Source organism: Cellulomonas sp. CW35, assembly GCF_052378485.1.
Taxonomy (GTDB): Bacteria; Actinomycetota; Actinomycetes; order Actinomycetales; family Cellulomonadaceae; genus Cellulomonas; species Cellulomonas uda.
Genome location: NZ_CP199000.1, coordinates 912,393 through 930,248, shown reverse-complemented (window position 1 = coordinate 930,248; position 17,856 = coordinate 912,393). Strand labels below are relative to the sequence as shown.

The 17,856-nt window shown below is 73.5% G+C and carries 14 protein-coding genes; 9 read left to right on the top strand and 5 right to left on the bottom strand.

Translation table 11 applies throughout. The annotated features are described in order from the left end of the window. Window positions 1-13 precede the first annotated feature (13 nt). Together ACT17Q_RS04450 and ACT17Q_RS04445 are read right to left on the bottom strand one after the other, a co-directional pair. Window positions 14-430 (bottom strand): hypothetical protein, encoded by a 417-nt coding sequence (locus ACT17Q_RS04450; RefSeq protein ID WP_141319929.1) that lies wholly within the window; start codon window positions 428-430, stop codon window positions 14-16. Between the two features lie 161 nt (window positions 431-591). Continuing rightward, the gene (locus ACT17Q_RS04445) at window positions 592-1,467 is read right to left on the bottom strand and encodes an SURF1 family protein (RefSeq protein WP_444664922.1); all 876 of its coding nucleotides are present in this window, start codon (window positions 1,465-1,467) and stop codon (window positions 592-594) included. A 288-nt stretch (window positions 1,468-1,755) separates the two neighbouring features. Between ACT17Q_RS04445 and ACT17Q_RS04440 the strand changes: the two genes are divergently transcribed. The 3 genes from ACT17Q_RS04440 (at window position 1,756) to ACT17Q_RS04430 (ending at window position 7,656) form a co-directional block, all read left to right on the top strand. After that, window positions 1,756-4,236: a phosphoketolase family protein gene (locus ACT17Q_RS04440; protein ID WP_094180662.1), complete on the top strand. Its 2,481-nt coding sequence runs from the start codon at window positions 1,756-1,758 to the stop codon at window positions 4,234-4,236. 136 nt (window positions 4,237-4,372) lie between these two features. Further along, window positions 4,373-6,460 (top strand): phosphate acetyltransferase, encoded by a 2,088-nt coding sequence (gene pta / locus ACT17Q_RS04435; RefSeq protein WP_444664921.1) that lies wholly within the window; start codon window positions 4,373-4,375, stop codon window positions 6,458-6,460. Beyond that, on the top strand, window positions 6,457-7,656 hold the full coding sequence (locus ACT17Q_RS04430) for an acetate/propionate family kinase (protein ID WP_444664920.1): 1,200 nt from the start codon (window positions 6,457-6,459) through the stop codon (window positions 7,654-7,656). Before pta ends, ACT17Q_RS04430 begins: the two co-directional genes overlap by 4 nt. 114 nt (window positions 7,657-7,770) lie before the next feature. Here ACT17Q_RS04430 and ACT17Q_RS04425 read toward each other — a convergent pair whose 3' ends face one another. Then, a complete protein-coding gene (locus ACT17Q_RS04425) occupies window positions 7,771-9,438 on the bottom strand; it encodes a succinic semialdehyde dehydrogenase (protein WP_444664919.1) in 1,668 nt (555 codons plus the stop codon). A gap of 188 nt (window positions 9,439-9,626) precedes the next feature. On the opposite strand from ACT17Q_RS04425, the gene ACT17Q_RS04420 reads away from it, so the two are divergent. From ACT17Q_RS04420 to ACT17Q_RS04400, 5 genes are all read left to right on the top strand, one after another. Next, entirely contained in the window at window positions 9,627-10,697 is a 1,071-nt protein-coding gene (locus tag ACT17Q_RS04420; protein ID WP_094180665.1) for an iron-siderophore ABC transporter substrate-binding protein, read from the top strand. Then, window positions 10,694-11,743 carry a FecCD family ABC transporter permease gene (locus tag ACT17Q_RS04415; protein WP_094180666.1) on the top strand — a complete coding sequence of 350 codons (1,050 nt, stop codon included), beginning with the start codon at window positions 10,694-10,696 and terminating at the stop codon, window positions 11,741-11,743. The genes ACT17Q_RS04420 and ACT17Q_RS04415 overlap by 4 nt, the downstream gene beginning before the upstream one ends. Further along, complete coding sequence (locus ACT17Q_RS04410) at window positions 11,740-12,804, top strand: FecCD family ABC transporter permease (RefSeq protein ID WP_141319914.1); 1,065 nt, start codon at window positions 11,740-11,742, stop codon at window positions 12,802-12,804. The genes ACT17Q_RS04415 and ACT17Q_RS04410 overlap by 4 nt, the downstream gene beginning before the upstream one ends. Before the next feature lie 65 nt (window positions 12,805-12,869). Next, window positions 12,870-13,634, top strand: a complete 765-nt coding sequence (locus ACT17Q_RS04405; protein ID WP_243860781.1) for an ABC transporter ATP-binding protein — start codon at window positions 12,870-12,872, stop codon at window positions 13,632-13,634. A gap of 85 nt (window positions 13,635-13,719) precedes the next feature. Beyond that, entirely contained in the window at window positions 13,720-14,244 is a 525-nt protein-coding gene (locus tag ACT17Q_RS04400; protein WP_444664918.1) for a PH domain-containing protein, read from the top strand. Between the two features lie 105 nt (window positions 14,245-14,349). Here the strand turns inward: ACT17Q_RS04400 and ACT17Q_RS04395 are convergent, their stop codons facing one another. Beyond that, a complete protein-coding gene (locus tag ACT17Q_RS04395; protein ID WP_094180670.1) occupies window positions 14,350-15,474 on the bottom strand; it encodes a GuaB3 family IMP dehydrogenase-related protein in 1,125 nt (374 codons plus the stop codon). Between the two features lie 78 nt (window positions 15,475-15,552). Here ACT17Q_RS04395 and ACT17Q_RS04390 point away from each other — a divergent pair, with 78 nt between their 5' ends. Next, entirely contained in the window at window positions 15,553-16,272 is a 720-nt protein-coding gene (locus ACT17Q_RS04390; protein WP_094180671.1) for an exonuclease domain-containing protein, read from the top strand. A gap of 83 nt (window positions 16,273-16,355) precedes the next feature. On the opposite strand, the gene ACT17Q_RS04385 is transcribed toward ACT17Q_RS04390, so the two are convergent. Then, window positions 16,356-17,624, bottom strand: coding sequence for a cellulose binding domain-containing protein (locus tag ACT17Q_RS04385; RefSeq protein WP_094180672.1), 1,269 nt, complete (start codon window positions 17,622-17,624; stop codon window positions 16,356-16,358). Window positions 17,625-17,856: the final 232 nt, after the last annotated feature.

Here is a 17,856-nt window from a genome sequence, read left to right as displayed (position 1 = left end):
GTCCAGGTCGGCGTCAGTCCAGGTAGCGCGCCTCGAGCTCGTCGAAGAACGCCCGCGACAGGCGCACGAAGTCCTCGTACCGCACCACGATGTCGTCCCCCGGCCGCAGGCCCAGCACGCTGCGCGCCGGGTCCAGCGTGATCGCGGGGTCCTCCAGCAGCCGCCCGCCGTTCGTCATGAGCGACCGGGCCAGCAGCCGCACCTCGTTGAGCGCGTTGCCGTCCGTGCCCTCCCGGCCGCGCTTGCGGTGCACGAACCGCATCTCGAGCGCGAGCACGAGCGCGGCGAAGTAGCTGAGCTCGAGGTCGTCGAGCGCGTGGTCGTCGCTGTCGGCGTCCGCCCGCGCGTTGTCGAACGCCGCGATGTCGGCCTCGACCTGGCCCCGGCTGTCCGCGATGTAGTCGGCGTCGTAGGTGCCCTGCGCGAGCATGCTCGTCTCCTGTCGTCCGCGACCGTCCCGGCGCACCCCCGCGCCCGGGTGCATCGTCGCACCTGGCGGCGCGTGCGTCTCGGGTCGGTGCGGCGTGCCGGACGACCCCACGGCACGAGCAGGCCCACGAGCGCCGGACCCGGCCACGAGGTCGGACGGGGTCAGGTCGCCGTGGTCTGCGGCGCGGTGGGCTCGTCGGCGGGCCGCCCGCGGGCCTCGTCGCGCACCATGCGCAGCCAGAGCAGCACGGCGAACGCCCCGAAGATCCACCACTGCGCCGCGTACGCGAGATTCTGCAGGTTGAGCTCCGAGCCGGGCGTGGTGGGCGGGTCGAGCAGCGCGAGCGCACCCGACTGGCCGGGCTCGGACGCCACGAGCACCAGGTACCCGGTGTAGATGGGGCCGCCCCACGCGCCGACGAGCTCGGCGGAGGAGATCGCGACGACCTCGCCGTCCTCGACACCGTCGCCGGACTCCTCGGAGGCCTGCAGGTACCCGACGACGTCGACCGGGCCGACGGGCGGGACGTCGGCGTCCTGCGGGGTGGCGACCCACCCGCGCACGACGGGGAGCACGGCGCCCGCGGCATCCGGCCCGGACGTGCCGCCCGCGTCACTCACCCGCAGCGGCGTGAGCACCAGGTAGCCGGACGTGCCGTCGTGCACGCGCTGGCGTACGAGCACCTGCCCGGACGCCTCGTACGTGCCGGTGACGGTGACCTTGCGCGCCACCAGCTCGCCGCGGAACGTGGTCTGCGGCGCGAGCTCGTCGCCCAGCGGCACGGGGTCCGCCGCGACGATCGCCGCCTCGTGCTCGGCCTGCGCACGCGACCCACGGATCTCCGCGCGGTCGAGCTGCCAGGCGCCGAGCATCCCGCATACTGCGGCCGCGGCGAGCAGCACGACGAGCAGCCCGAGCATCCGGGGTCGCACGGCGGCGCGCAGCATGCTCGTCGGCTCGTCGGCGCGGCGCACCGCCCACGCGCCGTCCGCCGCGGGGGTCTCGGCCGGTGCGGGCGCGAGGGGTCGTTCGGGCACGCTCCACGGTAACCCGCGGGCTGTGCGCGCCTCGGCTGCGTCACCAACGTCACACCGCCGCCTGCGCCCGGGGTCGCGCGGCGCGCCGGGCCCCGCCCGCGCACCCGCAAACTGCCCGTGACCTGCGACGATCTGGTCCTGCGGCACTGCTCGGAATGCGGTTGTATGGCAGATGGCGTGCTGACGCCCGTGGGTCGGACGTCCCACGGGCGTCAGAGCGTGCGGTAGAGGCTGGATCCGGCTCGAAGACCTGCGGCGCACGCCGTGGGACGACACGGGGAGCGATACATGAGCACGACGACGGCGGCGACGACCGCATGGCAGACCGGACAGGGTTCGCAGGTCTCCGAGGAGACCCTGGGGCGCATCGACAAGTGGTGGCGCGCCGCCAACTACCTGTCGGTCGGCCAGATCTACCTGCTCGACAACCCGCTGCTGCGTGAACCCCTGACCCGGGACCACGTCAAGCCGCGCCTGCTGGGCCACTGGGGCACCACCCCCGGCCTCAACTTCCTGTACGCGCACCTCAACCGGGCGATCGCGGAGCGGAGCCAGTCGACGATCTACGTCACGGGCCCGGGCCACGGCGGTCCCGGACTCGTGGCGAGCGCGTACCTCGACGGCACGTACTCCGAGGTCTACTCGGACATCACGGAGGACGAGGAGGGCATGCGCCGGCTGTTCCGGCAGTTCTCCTTCCCGGGTGGCATCCCGAGCCACGTGGCCCCCGAGACCCCCGGCTCGATCCACGAGGGCGGCGAGCTCGGCTACGCGCTGTCCCACGCGTACGGCGCGGCGTTCGACAACCCCGACCTGCTGGTCGCGGCCGTCGTCGGCGACGGCGAGGCGGAGACGGGCCCGCTCGCGACGAGCTGGCACTCGAACAAGTTCGTCAACCCCGCGCAGGACGGCGTGGTGCTGCCGATCCTGCACCTCAACGGCTACAAGATCGCCAACCCGACGGTGCTGGACCGCATCGGCGACGACGAGCTGCGCGCGCTCATGGTCGGCTACGGCCACAAGCCCTACGTCTTCGAGGGCGGCTACGACACGGACGAGCCGATGGTCGAGGTGCACCGCCGGTTCGCGGCGCTGCTCGACGAGGTGCTCGACGAGATCGCCGCGATCAAGGCGCGTGCGGCGGCGGGCGACCTCACGCGGCCGGCCTGGCCGATGATCGTGTTCCGCACGCCGAAGGGCTGGACGGGCCCGGACGTCATCGACGGCAAGAAGACGACGGGCTCGTGGCGCGCGCACCAGGTGCCGCTCGCGAACGCACGGGACACCGCGGAGCACCTGCAGGTGCTCGAGCAGTGGCTCGAGTCGTACGGCGCGGCGGACCTGTTCGACGCGACCGGCCGGCTCGACCCGGACATCCGCGCGCTCGCGCCGTCGGGTGACCTGCGCATGAGCGCGAACCCGCAGGCGAACGGCGGCATCCTCCTCAAGGACCTGCGTCTGCCGGACTTCCGTGACTTCGCGGTGGACGTGCCCAAGCCGGGCGGCTCGATCTCGGAGGCGCCGCGCGTCCTGGGCGAGTACCTCACGGAGGTCATCCGCCGGAACCCGGACAACTTCCGGATCTTCGGTCCCGACGAGACCGCGTCGAACCGCCTGCAGGCGGTGTACGGCGTGACGGACAAACAGTGGAACGCCGAGCTGCTGGGTCCCGAGGTCGACGAGCACCTGGCTCGCGCGGGTCGCGTGATGGAGATGCTCTCGGAGCACCAGTGCCAGGGGTGGCTCGAGGGCTACCTGCTCACCGGGCGGCACGGCCTGTTCACGAGCTACGAGGCGTTCATCCACATCGTCGACTCGATGTTCAACCAGCACGCGAAGTGGCTCAAGGTCACGAACGACATCCCGTGGCGCCGGCCCATCGCGAGCCTGAACTACCTGCTGTCGAGCCACGTCTGGCGTCAGGACCACAACGGCTTCAGCCACCAGGACCCGGGCTTCATCGACCACGTGGTCAACAAGAAGGCCGAGGTCGTGCGGGTGTACCTGCCGCCGGACGCGAACACGCTCCTGAGCACGTACGACCACTGCCTGCGCAGCCGTCAGTACGTGAACGTCGTCGTGTCGGGCAAGCAGCCCGCGCCGAACTTCCTCACCATGGAGCAGGCGGTCGCGCACTGCACGCGCGGCCTCGGCATCTGGGAGTGGGCGGGCTCGGAGGCGCCCGACGAGGAGCCGGACGTCGTGCTCGCGGCGGCGGGTGACGTGCCGACGCTGGAGGTGCTCGCCGCGGTCGACATCCTGCGCCGTGAGCTGCCGCAGCTCAAGGTCCGCGTGGTCAACGTCGTGGACCTCATGCGCCTGCAGGACGCACGGGAGCACCCGCACGGCCTGACGGACGCGGAGTTCGACACGATCTTCACCGCCGACCGCCCGATCGTGTTCGCCTACCACGGCTACCCGTGGCTCATCCACCGCCTCACGTACCGCCGCAACGGGCACGCGAACCTGCACGTGCGCGGGTACAAGGAGGAGGGCACGACGACGACGCCGTTCGACATGGTCATGCTCAACGACCTCGACCGGTACCACCTGGTGATCGACGTCATCGACCACGTGCACTGGCTGCGCGCGTCGCAGGCCGGCCTGCGCCAGCGCATGGTCGACGCCCGCCTCCGGGCCCGCGAGTACACGCGGGCGCACGGCGAGGACCTTCCCGAGGTCCGCGACTGGGTGTGGCCCGACGCGCAGGACCTGTCCGACTCCGGCCAGGTGGCCGCGACCGTCGCGACGGGCGGTGACAACGAGTAGACGACACGCGGGGGCGGGCCCGGTCAGGCCCGCCCCCGCCGTCACCTCACGCACCTGCACCACCAGCACGACCCGCACCACCGGCACGACCCGCTAGAAGCACGACCCCTCCCCGCAGGACTGGAGCACGCCCACCGTGGCCCGCAGCATCTACGTCGCCTCTCCAGAGGGCGACACCGGCAAGTCGACCGTCGCCCTCGGTCTCGTCGACCTCCTCGCCCGCACCGTCCAGCGCGTCGGGGTGTTCCGCCCCGTGGCGCGCTCGACGCAGGCGCGTGACTACGTGCTCGAGCTGCTGCTCGAGCACGACGGCGTGGGCCTGTCGTACGACGAGTGCATCGGCACGACGTACGAGCAGGTGCACGACGACCCCGAGGAGGCGCTGTCGCAGATCGTCGCGCGCTTCCACGCGGTCGAGCGCCGCTGCGACGCGGTCGTGATCGTCGGCACCGACTACACCGACGTCACCTCCCCCACCGAGCTCGCGTTCAACGCGCGGATCGCGGCCAACCTGGGCGCGCCCGTCGTGCTGGTCATCAACGGCGCCCGCCGTCGGCCCGACGAGATCGAGCAGGTCGCGGAGGTCGCGGTCAACGAGCTCGCGCTGAACCACGCGCACGTCGCGGCGATCGTGCCGAACCGCTGCGCGCAGCCCGCGCTCGACGTGGTCCGCCGCCTGCTCCAGACGTCGCTGAACCGGCCGACCTGGGCGCTCCCGGAGAGCCCGCTGCTGTCCGCGCCGACCATGCGCCAGCTCATGGAGGCGGTGGACGGCACGCTCATCTCGGGCGACCCGGAGCTGCTGGGCCGCGAGGTGCTCGACATGCTCGTCGGCGCGATGGAGATCGAGCACCTGCTCGGTCGGCTGTCGGACGGCGCGGTCATCATGACGCCGGGCGATCGGTCCGACATCCTGCTCGGTCTGCTGCTCGCGCACCAGGCGGACGGCTTCCCGACGCTCGCGGGCATCATCCTCAACGGCGGGTTCCGCCCGTCGAAGACGATCTCGCGGCTGGTCGAGGGTCTGGGCAGCCGGCTGCCGCTGATCGCGACCGACCTGGGCACGTTCCGCACCGCGAGCACGGTCGCCTCGACGCGCGGGCGGCTGTCGGCCGACTCGCAGCGCAAGGTCGACACCGCGCTGTCCCTGTTCGAGCGGCACGTCGACGGCCCGGGTCTGCTCGCGGCGCTGGACGTCGCGAAGCCGGACGTGGTGACGCCGCTGATGTTCGAGTACACGCTGCTGGACCGCGCCCGCGCGGACCGCAAGCGCATCGTCCTGCCCGAGGGCAACGACGACCGGATCCTGCGGGCGGCCTCGACGCTGCTCGAGCGCGGCGTCGCGGACCTCACGATCCTCGGCGACGAGTCCGCGATCCGGGCGCGCGCCTCGGAGCTGGGCCTCGCGCTGGACGCGGCAGACGTCATCGACCCGCACGACCCGCAGTACGTGGACCGGTTCGCGGGCGAGTACGCCAAGATCCGCGCGCACAAGGGCATGACGGTCGAGCGGGCCCGGGAGATCGTCCCGTCGGTGTCGTACTTCGGCACGATGATGGTCCACCTCGGTCTGGCGGACGGCATGGTCTCGGGTGCGCTGCACACCACCGCGCACACCATCAAGCCGAGCTTCGAGATCATCAAGACCGCGCCGGGCGTCTCGAACGTCTCGTCGGCGTTCCTCATGTGCCTCGAGGACCGCGTGCTCGTCTACGCGGACTGCGCGGTGATCCCGGACCCGAGCGCCGAGCAACTCGCGGACATCGCGATCTCGTCGGCGGAGACGGCCATCCAGTTCGGCATCGAGCCGCGCATCGCGATGCTCTCGTACTCGACCGGCGAGTCCGGCTCGGGCGCGGACGTCGACAAGGTGCGGGCGGCCACCGCGCTCGTGCGCGAGCGCCGTCCCGACCTCTCGGTCGAGGGGCCGATCCAGTACGACGCGGCGGTCGACGCGTCGGTCGCGAAGACCAAGCTCCCGGACTCCGCCGTCGCGGGCCGGGCGACCGTGTTCGTCTTCCCGGACCTGAACACGGGCAACAACACCTACAAGGCCGTGCAGCGCTCCGCGGGAGCGGTCGCGATCGGCCCGGTCCTGCAGGGCCTGCGCAAGCCGGTCAACGACCTGTCGCGCGGCGCGCTCGTGCAGGACATCGTCAACACGGTCGCGATCACCGCGATCCAGGCGCAGGCCCAGCAGGCCGGCGAGGAGGCTCAGGCATGACCACCCAGACAGTCCTGGTCGTCAACTCGGGGTCGTCCTCGATCAAGTACCAGCTGGTCGAGCTCGGCACCGGAGCGGCGGTCGCGTCGGGCGTCGTCGAGCGCATCGGCGAGCCCACGGGCTCCCTGCGGCACGTGCACGGCGGGACGACGACCGAGCGTGAGCTGCACATCCCGGACCACGGCGAGGGCCTGCGGCGCGTGCTGAGCCTGTTCGAGGTCGCGGGTCCGGACCTCGCGGAGGCGAACGTCGTCGCGGTGGGTCACCGTGTGGTGCAGGGCGGCATGGCGTTCGACGGCCCGGTGCTGGTCGACGCGGAGGTCGAGCGCAAGATCGACGAGCTGTCCGCGCTCGCCCCGCTGCACAACCCGGCGAACCTCACGGGTATCCGGGTGGGGCGCGCGCTGCTGCCGGACGTGCCGCACGTCGCGGTGTTCGACACGGCGTTCTTCCACCACCTGCCCGCGGCGGCCGCGACGTACGCGATCGACCGCGAGGTGGCGGCGACGTACAAGGTGCGCCGCTACGGCGCGCACGGCACGTCGCACCAGTTCGTCTCGCACGGCGTCGCGGAGTTCCTCGGCCGCGACCTCGCGGCGACCCGGACGATCGTGCTGCACCTGGGCAACGGGGCGTCCGTCTCGGCCGTCGACGGCGGTCACGCGGTGGACACGTCGATGGGCCTGACGCCGCTCGAGGGCCTCGTGATGGGGACGCGCACGGGCGACATCGACCCGGCCGTGGTGTTCCACCTGTCGCGCAACGCGGGCATGAGCATCGACGAGATCGACGACCTGCTCAACCGCCGCTCGGGCCTCAAGGGACTGACGGGCCACAACGACCTGCGCGAGGTCCACGACCTCGTCGAGTCGGGTGACGAGGACGCGCGGCTCGCGGTCGACGTCTACACGCGTCGCATCAAGAAGTACATCGGCTCGTACGCCGCGGTCATGGGCGGGGTGGACGTCATCGCGTTCACCGCGGGCGTGGGCGAGAACGACGACATCGTCCGGGCGCGGTCCCTCGATGGGCTGCAGGGCTTCGGCATCGAGATCGACCTGGAGCGCAACGCGGGCCGCAAGAAGGAGCCGACGGTCATCTCGACGGACGCGTCGGCGACGACCGTGGTCGTCTACCCGACGAACGAGGAGCTGGCGATCGCCCGCCAGGCGCTGGACGTGGTCCGCGACCGCTGACCGGGCGCACCGTCCGCGACACCGTCCCCGGCACCATCCCCGGCACCATCCCCGACACCACGACGACGGCAGGTCGGTCCGCGAGAGCGGGCCACCTGCCGTCGTCGTGCCGGGTCAGGGCAGCCGGGCGGCCTTCATGACACGCAGGAGCTCGGTGTAGACCTGCGGCCACACGTCGGTCCCGAGCTCGAAGAGGCGTCGCAGCCCGAACGGCGGCAGCCCGAGCGCGCCGTGCGCGCCGTGCTGCACCGCGACGCTCTGCAGGCGCGTCGTCTCCCAGAGCCCCTCGCGCCCGTGCCGCACGCCGATGCCCGACGCGCCCCAGCCGCCCTGCGGCGCGCCGACCGAGCCCCACGTGGCCACGTAGCCCTCGTTGACGTTGACGGTGCCCGCGTGCACGCGCCGCGCGAGCGCGGCCCCGCGACGCGCGTCGCGCGTCCAGATGCTCGCGTTGAGCCCGAACTCGGTGTCGTTCATCGCGGCGACGGCCTCGTCGTCGGACGCGACGGGGTAGACCGCGACGACGGGACCGAACGTCTCCTCGCGGAACAGCCGCGCGTGCGGCGAGACGTCGACGAGCACGGTCGGCTCGTAGAACCAGGGGCCGAGGTCGGAGCGGTGCACCCCGCCCGCGAGCACGCGTGCGCCCAGCCCGATGGCGTCCTCCACGTGCTCGACGACCGTCGCGAGCTGCGCGGCGGACGTGAGCGAGCCGACGTCGCTGCGGTAGTCGAGCCCGGCACCGAGCCGCAGGTCCCGCGTGCGCCGCGCGAACGCCTCGAGGAAGTCGTCCCGGACGTCGCGGTGCACGTAGATGCGCTCGATGCTCACGCACACCTGACCGGCGCCGACGAAGGCCGCGCGCACCGCGCCCTCGGCGGCGGTCTCGACGTCCACGTCGTCGGCGACGTACATCGCGTTCTTGCCGCCGAGCTCCAGCGTCGCGGGCACGAGCTTGTCCCCCGCGCTCGCCGCGACCGCGCGGCCCGTGCGGGTCGAGCCCGTGAAGCTCACGTGGTCGACGTGCTCGACGACGGCGGCGCCGACGGTGGGGCCGTCGCCGACGACGACCTGGAGGACACCCGGCGGGAGCCCGGCGTCCTCGAGCAGCTCCGCGGCCCACAGCGCGGTGAGCGCGGTCTGCGGGTCGGGGCGCAGCAGCACGGCGTTGCCGGCGACGAGCGCGGGCAGGACGTCCCCGAGCGTGAGCGTGAGCGGGAAGTTCCAGGGCGCGATGATGCCGACCACGCCGACGGGGTGGCGCAGCACGCGCACGTCGGTGAGCCCGGGCACGGTGCCGAGCACCCTCCGCGGCGCGAGGTAGCGCCGGGCGCGCGCGGCGTAGTGCCGTGCGACGAGCGCGATGTCCGCGACCTCCTCGAACGCGGAGACGCGCGCCTTGCCCGTCTCGAGCTGGAGGAGGTCGAGCACGTCCGACTGCCGCGCGAGCACCAGGTCGTGCACGCGTGAGAGGACCGCGGCGCGCTCCCGCACGGACCGGGCGGACCACAGCCGTTGCGCGGCGCGCGCGGAGCGGGCCGCGCGCGCGACGTCGTCGGGCGTCGAGAGCGGGACGGCGGCGATGGGCGCGCCCGTGAACGGCGCGTGGGAGGTGTGCGTCTGCGCACCTGGCGAGGCGACGACGCGGCGCAGCAGCGTCGCGACGTCCTCGGGCTCGAGGACGTACGTGGCGAGCGGGTCGGTCTCCGGGTCGTACAGCTCCGCCGAGCCGCGCTGCCCGCCGTCGTGACCGGGGCGCTGCCCCTCGTGATCCTGCGACATCCCGTCAGCGTACGCGCGGCCACCCACGCACCCGCGGACGGCCGTGCGCGGCGCCCGGGTGTCGTTTCTGACGCCGTGCTGTGATCACGGCGACCTTGGAGCACGCGCGTGGGCGGACTAAGGTGAGGCTCGCCTAATCGACCCACGTCAGAGGCCTGCGCCTCCTTCCCCCACCGTGAGGACCCCCCATGCGCCCCGCACTCCTGCGCGCCCCGCGCCCGATCCGGCTCGCCGCCGTCGCGGCGGCCGCCGCGCTCGCGCTCACCGCCTGCTCGTCGGGCTCCGACGACGGCGCGGCACCCACCGGCGCCGCGACGACGGCCGCCTCGTCGGACGCGTTCCCGGTGACGATCACGAGCACGTTCGGCGACACCACGATCGAGTCGCAGCCGCAGCGGGTCGCCACGGTCAACTGGGGCAACCACGACGTGCCGATCGCGCTCGGCGTCGTGCCCGTCGGCATCCAGAAGTCGACGTACGGGGACGACGACACCGACGGCGTCCTGCCCTGGACGTACGCGGCGCTCGAGGAGCTCGGCGCCACGGGCGACCAGCTCCCCGTCCTGTTCGACGAGACCGACGGCATCCCGTTCGAGTCGGTCAACAACACCGAGCCGGACGTCATCCTCGCGGCCTACTCGGGCCTGACGAAGGAGCAGTTCGACACGCTCAGCGGCATCGCCCCGACCGTCTCCTACCCGCAGTACGCGTGGGGCACGAGCTGGCAGGACATGGCGCTGATCGACGGCCGCGCGCTCGGCCTGGGGACGCAGGCGCAGGAGCTCGTCGACGACGTGGAGGGACAGATCGCCGACGCGCTCGCCGCGCGCCCCGACGTCGCGGGCAAGACGTTCGCGTACGGCTGGATCGACCCGTCGGCCGCGACCACCGTGAGCCTGTACTCGCCGCTCGACGCGCGCGTGCAGCTCGTCGAGGACCTCGGCCTGACGGTCGCGCCGTCGGTCACCGCGCTCGCCGGCGAGACCGACGAGTTCTACATCACCCTGTCCGCCGAGCGCGTCGACGAGCTCGCGGACGTCGACATCCTGGTCACCTACGGCGACGAGAGCACGCTCGCCACGCTCCAGGCCGACCCGCTCTACGGCAAGATCCCGGCGGTGCAGCGCGGCTCGGTCGTCGTCATGCCCAACGACGGCCCGCTCTCGGCCGCCACGTCCGGCCCGACGGTCCTGTCGATCCCGTGGGTCCTCGACGACTACCTCGACAAGTTCGAGGCGGCGGCGAAGAAGGTCGGGTGACCCTGCGCACCACCGCGACGCCGGCCGACCTCGCCCCGAGGCGGCCGGCGTCGGCGCGCCCGCGACGCGCGACCGGGCTCGCGGTGTGCGTGCTCGCGGTGGTCGTCGCCGTCGTGTGCTCGCTCGCGTTCGGCTCACGCGTCGTCGGCTGGTCCGACGTCGTGGCCGGTGTGCTGCACCCCGACGACACGATCGCCCAGGCCGCGGTGGCGTCCCGCGTGCCGCGCACGCTGCTGGGCCTGCTCGTCGGCGCCGCGCTGGGCCTCGCGGGCTCCGTCATGCAGGGGCTCACGCGCAACCCGCTCGCCGACCCCGCGCTCCTCGGCGTCAGCTCGGGCGCGTCGCTGTTCGTCGTGCTCGGCATGGCCTGGGTCGGCCTCGCGACGCTCACCCAGTACGTCTGGGCCGCGTTCCTCGGCGCGGCCCTCGCGTCGCTGCTCGTCTACGCGATCGGCTCGATGGGCCGCGAGGGCGCCACCCCGCTCAAGCTCGCGCTCGCGGGTGCCGCGACGTCCGCCGCGCTGCTCTCCGCCGTGTCCATGGTGCTGCTCACGCGCACCGACGTGCTCGACACGTTCCGGTTCTGGCAGGTCGGGTCGATCGGCCGCGCGTCGTACGCCGAGATCGGGCAGATCGTGCCGTTCCTCGTGGTCGGCACGGTGCTCGCGGTCGGCTGCGCGCGCGGCATGGACGCGATCGCGCTCGGCGACGAGGTCGCCACCGGGCTCGGTCAGCGCGTCGGCCTCGTGCGCGGGGTGGGCGCGCTCGCGACGGTGCTGCTGTGCGGCGCGTCGGTCGCGATCGCGGGCCCCATCGGGTTCGTCGGGCTCGTCGTCCCGCACCTCGCGCGCGCGTTCACCGGCCCCAGCCACCGGTGGCTGCTGCCGTACGCGGCGGCGCTCGGCTCCGCCCTGCTGCTCGCCGCGGACGTCGTCGGGCGCGTCGTCGCGCGGCCGCAGGAGGTCGAGGTCGGCATCGTGACCGCCGTGCTGGGCGCGCCCGTGTTCATCGCGATCATCCGCCGGCAGAAGGTGCGCGAGCTGTGACGGCCGTCCTGCCTCCCGCGGCTCGGCCCGCCCCAGGAGGCATCAGCACGGTCAGCGCCGGACGTCGCGCACGCGCGCGCCGCCGCCGCACCGTCGTGGGCGTGCTCGTCGGGATCCTGCTCGTCGTCGCCGTCGTGACGCTGTGCGTCGGCGAGCGGACCTACTCACCGGCCCAGGTCCTGCAGGTCCTGCTCGGTGAGCGCGTGCCGGGGGCCACGTTCAACGTCGAGACGATCCGACTGCCGAGGATGCTCACCGGTCTGCTCGTCGGCCTCGGGTTCGGCATGGGCGGCGTGGTGTTCCAGACGATGCTGCGCAACCCGCTGGCCAGCCCCGACATCATCGGCGTGAGCGCCGGGTCGAGCGCTGCCGCGGTGGTCGCGATCACGATGTTCGGGCTCAGCGGCACGGCGCTGTCGCTCGTCGCCGTGGTCTGCGGCATCGCCGTGGCGGCGGCGATCTACGGGCTGTCGTGGCGCGGCGGTGTGCACGGCGCGCGTCTGGTGCTCATCGGCATCGCGGTCGGCGCGATGCTCGACTCGGTCATCGCGTACGCGATGACGCGCGCGGGCGTGTACGACGCGAACGAGGCGCTGCGCTGGCTCACCGGCAGCCTCAACTCGGCGTTCTGGCCGGGCGTCGGTCCGCTCGCGGTCGCCATGGCGGTGCTGCTGCCCGTGCTGCTGGCGCTCTCGCGGCGCCTGTCGGCGCTGCAGCTCGGTGACGACACCGCGTCGGCGCTGGGCGTGCGCCCCGACCGCACGCGGCTCGCCCTGATCGTCGTCGCGGTGGCCGTCGTGTCGGTCGCGACCGCGACGACCGGGCCCGTCGCGTTCGTCGCGTTCCTGTCCGGCCCCATCGCGCACCGGCTCGTGCGCGGCACCGGGTCGCTGCTCGTGCCCGCCGCGCTCGTCGGCGCGCTGCTCGTGCTCGTGGGCGACCTCGTCGGCCAGCACCTGCTCGTCGCGCGCTTCCCCGTGGGCGTCGTCACCGGCGTGCTGGGCGCGCCCTACCTGCTCTGGCTCCTGGCCAGGACCAACCGCTCCGGAGGAAGCCTGTGAGCACCCACACCCTCGCGGTCGAGGCCGCGACGATCGGCTACGACGAGCGCGTCGTCGTGCACGACATGACGCTCGAGGTCCCGGCGGGCCGGATCACGACGATCGTCGGCGCCAACGCCTGCGGGAAGTCCACGCTGCTGCGCGCGATGGCGCGCCTCCTGAAGGTCCGGACCGGCCGCGTGCTGCTCGACGGCCGCCCGATCGACACGATCCCGCCGCGCGAGGTCGCCACCGTGCTCGGCCTGCTGCCGCAGACGCCCGTCAGCCCCGAGGGCATCGCGGTCGCGGACCTCGTCGGACGCGGCCGGTACCCGCACCAGGGCTGGTTCCGCCGGTGGACCGCGCAGGACGACGCGGCCGTCGAGGAGGCGCTGCGCGCGACCGACATCCTCGACCTCGCGGACCGGTCCGTCGACGAGCTGTCCGGCGGCCAGCGCCAGCGCGTGTGGATCGCCATGGCGCTCGCGCAGCAGACCGACGTGCTGCTGCTCGACGAGCCGACGACGTTCCTCGACGTCGCGCACCAGGTCGAGGTGCTCGACCTGCTCACCGACCTCAACCGCGCACGCGGGACGACGATCGTCATGGTGCTGCACGACCTCAACCTCGCCGCGCGCTACACGGACCACCTGGTCGCGCTGCGCGAGGGCCGGCTCGTCGCGCAGGGCGCCCCGTCCGACGTGGTGACGCCCGCGCTCGTCGAGGAGGTGTTCGGCATGACGGCTCGCGTGATCGCCGACCCGGTGTCCGGCACGCCGCTCGTCGTGCCCGTCGGACGCCACCACACGCCGACGAACCCGCAGGTCACGCCGCAGGAGCTGACCGGCTGACGGAGTTCCGCGGGGGGCGCGCGGCGTGGGATGCTTCCGCCGACGACGCCGCCGCCGGCCGGGCGGCCGGGACCGAGGAGGAGCCGTGGGCTACCCGAACGACGTGCTGACCGACGACGAGGTCGTCGTCGTCCACCAGCACCCGCACGTCAAGGCGCTGCTCGCCCCGGGCCTGGCGCTCGTCGTCGCCACCGCCCTCGGCGGCTGGGGGCTGGCGTGGTCGACCGGCGACTCGGTGTCCGACGGTGTCGCGACGACCGTCGCCGTCGCCGTCGCCGTCGTGTGGCTCGCGGCGCTCGTGTGGTTCGTCGCGAAGCTCGTGTCGTGGCGCACCACGCACTTCGTCATCACCGACCGCCGCGTGATGTTCCGCCAGGGCATCCTCACGCGCTCCGGCATCGACATCCCCGTGCTGCGCATCAACTCCGTGCAGTTCCGGCACGGGCTGGTGGACCGGATCCTGCGCACGGGGACGCTCATCATCGAGTCCGCGTCGGACGACCCGCTGGAGTTCGAGGACATCCCGCGCGTCGAGAAGGTGCACGCGCTGCTGTACGCACGCCTCGACGACCGCCTGGACGACGAGCCCGACCGCTTCCCGAACGCCTGACCCGGCCCCCGCGGGGCCGGCGTCCGTCAGGGCTGGCGTCCGTCAGGGGCCGGCGTCCGTCAGGGGCCGGTGTCCGTCAGTGGCCGGCGCTCGTCGGGAACGGCGTCAGCGCGGCTGGTACGGCGACAGGACGACCTCGACGCGCTGGAACTCCTTGAGGTCCGAGTAGCCGGTCGTCGCCATCGCCCGGCGCAGCGCGCCGATGAGGTTCAGCGTGCCGTCAGCCGTGCGGCCGGGGCCGAACAGGATCTGCTCGAGCGTGCCGGACGTGCCCACCTCGACGCGCTCGCCGCGCGGCAGGTGCGGGTGGTGCGCCTCGGGCCCCCAGTGGAAGCCGCGTCCGGGCGCCTCGGTCGCGCGCGCGAGCGCCGCACCGAGCATGACCGCGTCGGCGCCGCACGCGACGGCCTTGACCAGGTCACCCGAGCGGCCCACGCCGCCGTCGGCGATGACGTGCACGTACCGGCCGCCCGACTCGTCGAGGTAGTCGCGGCGCGCGGCCGCGACGTCCGCCACCGCGGTCGCCATGGGGGCGTGGATGCCCAGCGAGACGCGCGTCGTGTGGGCGGCGCCGCCGCCGAACCCGACCAGCACGCCCGCGGCGCCCGTGCGCATGAGGTGCAGCGCCGCGGTGTAGGTGGACGCGCCGCCGACGATCACCGGGACGTCGAGCTCGTAGATGAAGCGCTTGAGGTTGAGCGGCTCGGCGCTGCCGGAGACGTGCTCGGCCGAGACGGTGGTGCCGCGGATCACGAACAGGTCGACGCCCGCGTCGACGACCGTGCGCCAGTGCTCCTGCGTGCGCTGCGGCGACAGCGCGCCCGCGACGGTGACGCCCGCGGCACGGATCTCCTTGAGCCGCGCGGTGATCAGCTCGGGCTGGATGGGCGCCGCGTAGATCTCCTGCATGCGGGCGGTGGCCTGCTGCGGGTCGAGCGCCGCGACCTCCGTGAGGTACGGGGTCGGGTCGTCATACCGGGTCCACAGACCCTCGAGGTCGAGCACGCCGAGACCACCGAGGCGACCGAGCGCGACCGCGGTCGCCGGGCTCATCACGGAGTCCATCGGGGCCGCGACCACCGGCAGGTCGAAGTGGTAGGCGTCGATCTGCCACCCGACCGACACGTCCTGCGGGTCACGCGTGCGCCGCGAGGGCACCACCGCGATGTCGTCGAAGGAGTAGGCCCGCCGTCCGCGCTTGCCGCGGCCGATCTCGATCTCGTTGCTCACCCGACGAGCCTACCGGGGCGATCTCGCGCGCCGTGTCGCTGCCTCGGCGGTGTCGGTGCGCGGTGCGATGCTGCGCGGGTGAACGCCGCGAGCTGGAACCACGTGCCTCTGCTGGGTTTCGACACCGAGACCACGGGTGTCGACGTGCGCTCCGACCGCGTGGTGAGCGCCGCGCTCGTGCGCCGGGACGCCACCGGGACGCACGTGCGCACGTGGCTCGTCGACCCGGGTGTCGAGATCCCGCAGGCGGCCGGCGCGGTGCACGGGCTGACGACGGAGCACGTGCGCGAGCACGGCACCGCACCCGGCCCCGCGCTGGACGCGGTGGCCGACGAGATCGCGGCGGCGCTGCGCGGCGGCAGCGCGCTCGTCGCGTACAACGCGGACTTCGACCTCGCGGTGCTCGACGCGGAGCTGGTCCGGCACGGCCTGCCGACGCTCCCCGAGCGCCTCGGCGGGCCGGTCCGCCCGGTCCTGGACCCCATGGTGCTCGACCGGATGGCCGACCCGGCGCGTGCCGGCGGCCGCCGGCTCGTCGACCTGTGCGAGCACCACGGCGTGACCACGGGGCTGCTGCACACCGCGGACGCCGACGCGCTCGCGACGCTCGACGTCCTGGAGCGGGTGCTCGCGTCGTCCCCCGCGCTGCTGGCCGCGACGCCCGAGGACCTGCACGACCGGCAGCGCGTGGCGGTCGCCGCGTGGCGCGCGGCGTACCACGCGCGCAAGGCCGCCGAGGCGGCCCAGGCGGTGCTCGACGCCCTCATGACCGTCCCGTCGCCCGCGGCGGTCGGCTGACCTGCGGCCCGGACGGGTCGTCGTCCGCGCTGACCCGGACGCGGACGACGACCCTCGCGGTGCGCGACGTCAGCCGTCGCCGCTCACCGTGCCGCGCACGCCACCGAGGGCGTGCTCGGCGAGCCCGTGCCGATGAAGCCGAACGTCGTCGACGCCCCGGGTGCGAGCCTCCCGTTCCACGGCGCGTTCGCGACGCTCGCGCGACCGCCGCTCACGGACGAGGTGCCGCCCCAGACCTGCGTGACGCCCTGCCCCGAGGCGAGGGCCCAGCTCGCGGTCCAGCCGCCGAGGGCGGCGGAGCCCGCCGTGACGGTGACCTCGCCCTGGAACCCGCCGGGCCACGAGTTGACCGTCGTGTACCGCGCGGTGCAGGCGCCGGTGACCGGCGGCGGCGTCGTCTCGGTCGGCGGCGGGGTCGTCCCGGTCGGCGGCGGGGTCGTCTCGGTCGGCGGCGGCGTCGTCTGGGTAGGCGGCGTGGTCGTCGTCGACGTCAGCGACGTGAAGAACTGCCACACCTCGCCCGGCACCCAGGACTGGCCCTGGTTGCGGTCGCGCGCGGCCCACGCGTGCCCGCCGTCGAACGCGAGCCAGACCACCGGGTAGCCGGCACGGCAGCTGTACGCGGTGCGCGTGTGCGTGCCGCTGCCCGGCGCGGGCTCGGGCGCGTTCTGGGCCGTGCACCCGTTGTTCCGCAGCGCGCGGTCGCGCAGCGAGCGCCCCATGGAGATGTTGAGGACGTCGTCGCTGACGCCGTGCGAGCCGAGGAAGGCGATCGGCTGCGTGCCGCCGGCGCACCCGCTGAGCTCGGCGCCGTTGAGGATCGCGACAGCGCGGAACACGTCGGCACGGGCGCACGCGAGCGCGTTGCTCATGCCGCCGCCGTAGCTGAAGCCCAGCGCGAAGCGCTGCGTGGTGTCGACGCACAGGTCGGACTCGACGCGCCGCAGGACGTCGTCGATGAACGTGACGTCACGGCCGCCCGAGTTGGGCCAGGCGTTGTCGATGCCCTGCGGCGCGACGAAGATCGTGCTCGTCCCGGACAGCGGCTTGAGGCCGTAGTAGTTCTCGTTCACCACGTCGTTGGACGTGCCGTGCCACCAGTGCAGGCCGACGACGAGCCGGTACGGCTTGTTGCGGTCGTAGCCCGCGGGGACGTCGAGCCGGAACGTGCGGGACACGCCGCCGCTGGTGATGGTGTGCTGTCCCGTGGACAGCGTCGGGGCCTTCCCGCAGCCCGCGGTCGTCGCCGCGGTCGAGGGCGAGGCGGCGACGGTGAGGCACGCGAGGACGACGGCGAGCGCCGCGAGCAGCGCCACCCCCGCCCGTCGTGCGGTCGCAGCTCCAGCGGGCATCGTGTGTTCCTTCCGTCGCGCACGCGCCGCACGGCGTCGTGCGAGTGGTACCGCGCCCGGAACGGCCGGTTGAGCGCTCACATACGAGCGCCGCCGACCCCACGGCATGAGGTGGGAAGACGGTATCCACGCCGCACCGTCCGGCCCATGGGTGAAACGTTGAGTCTCGCGGGGTTGCCCCGGACGACGAACGGCGGCCACCCCCGCAGGGGCGGCCGCCGTTCGGGAGGGG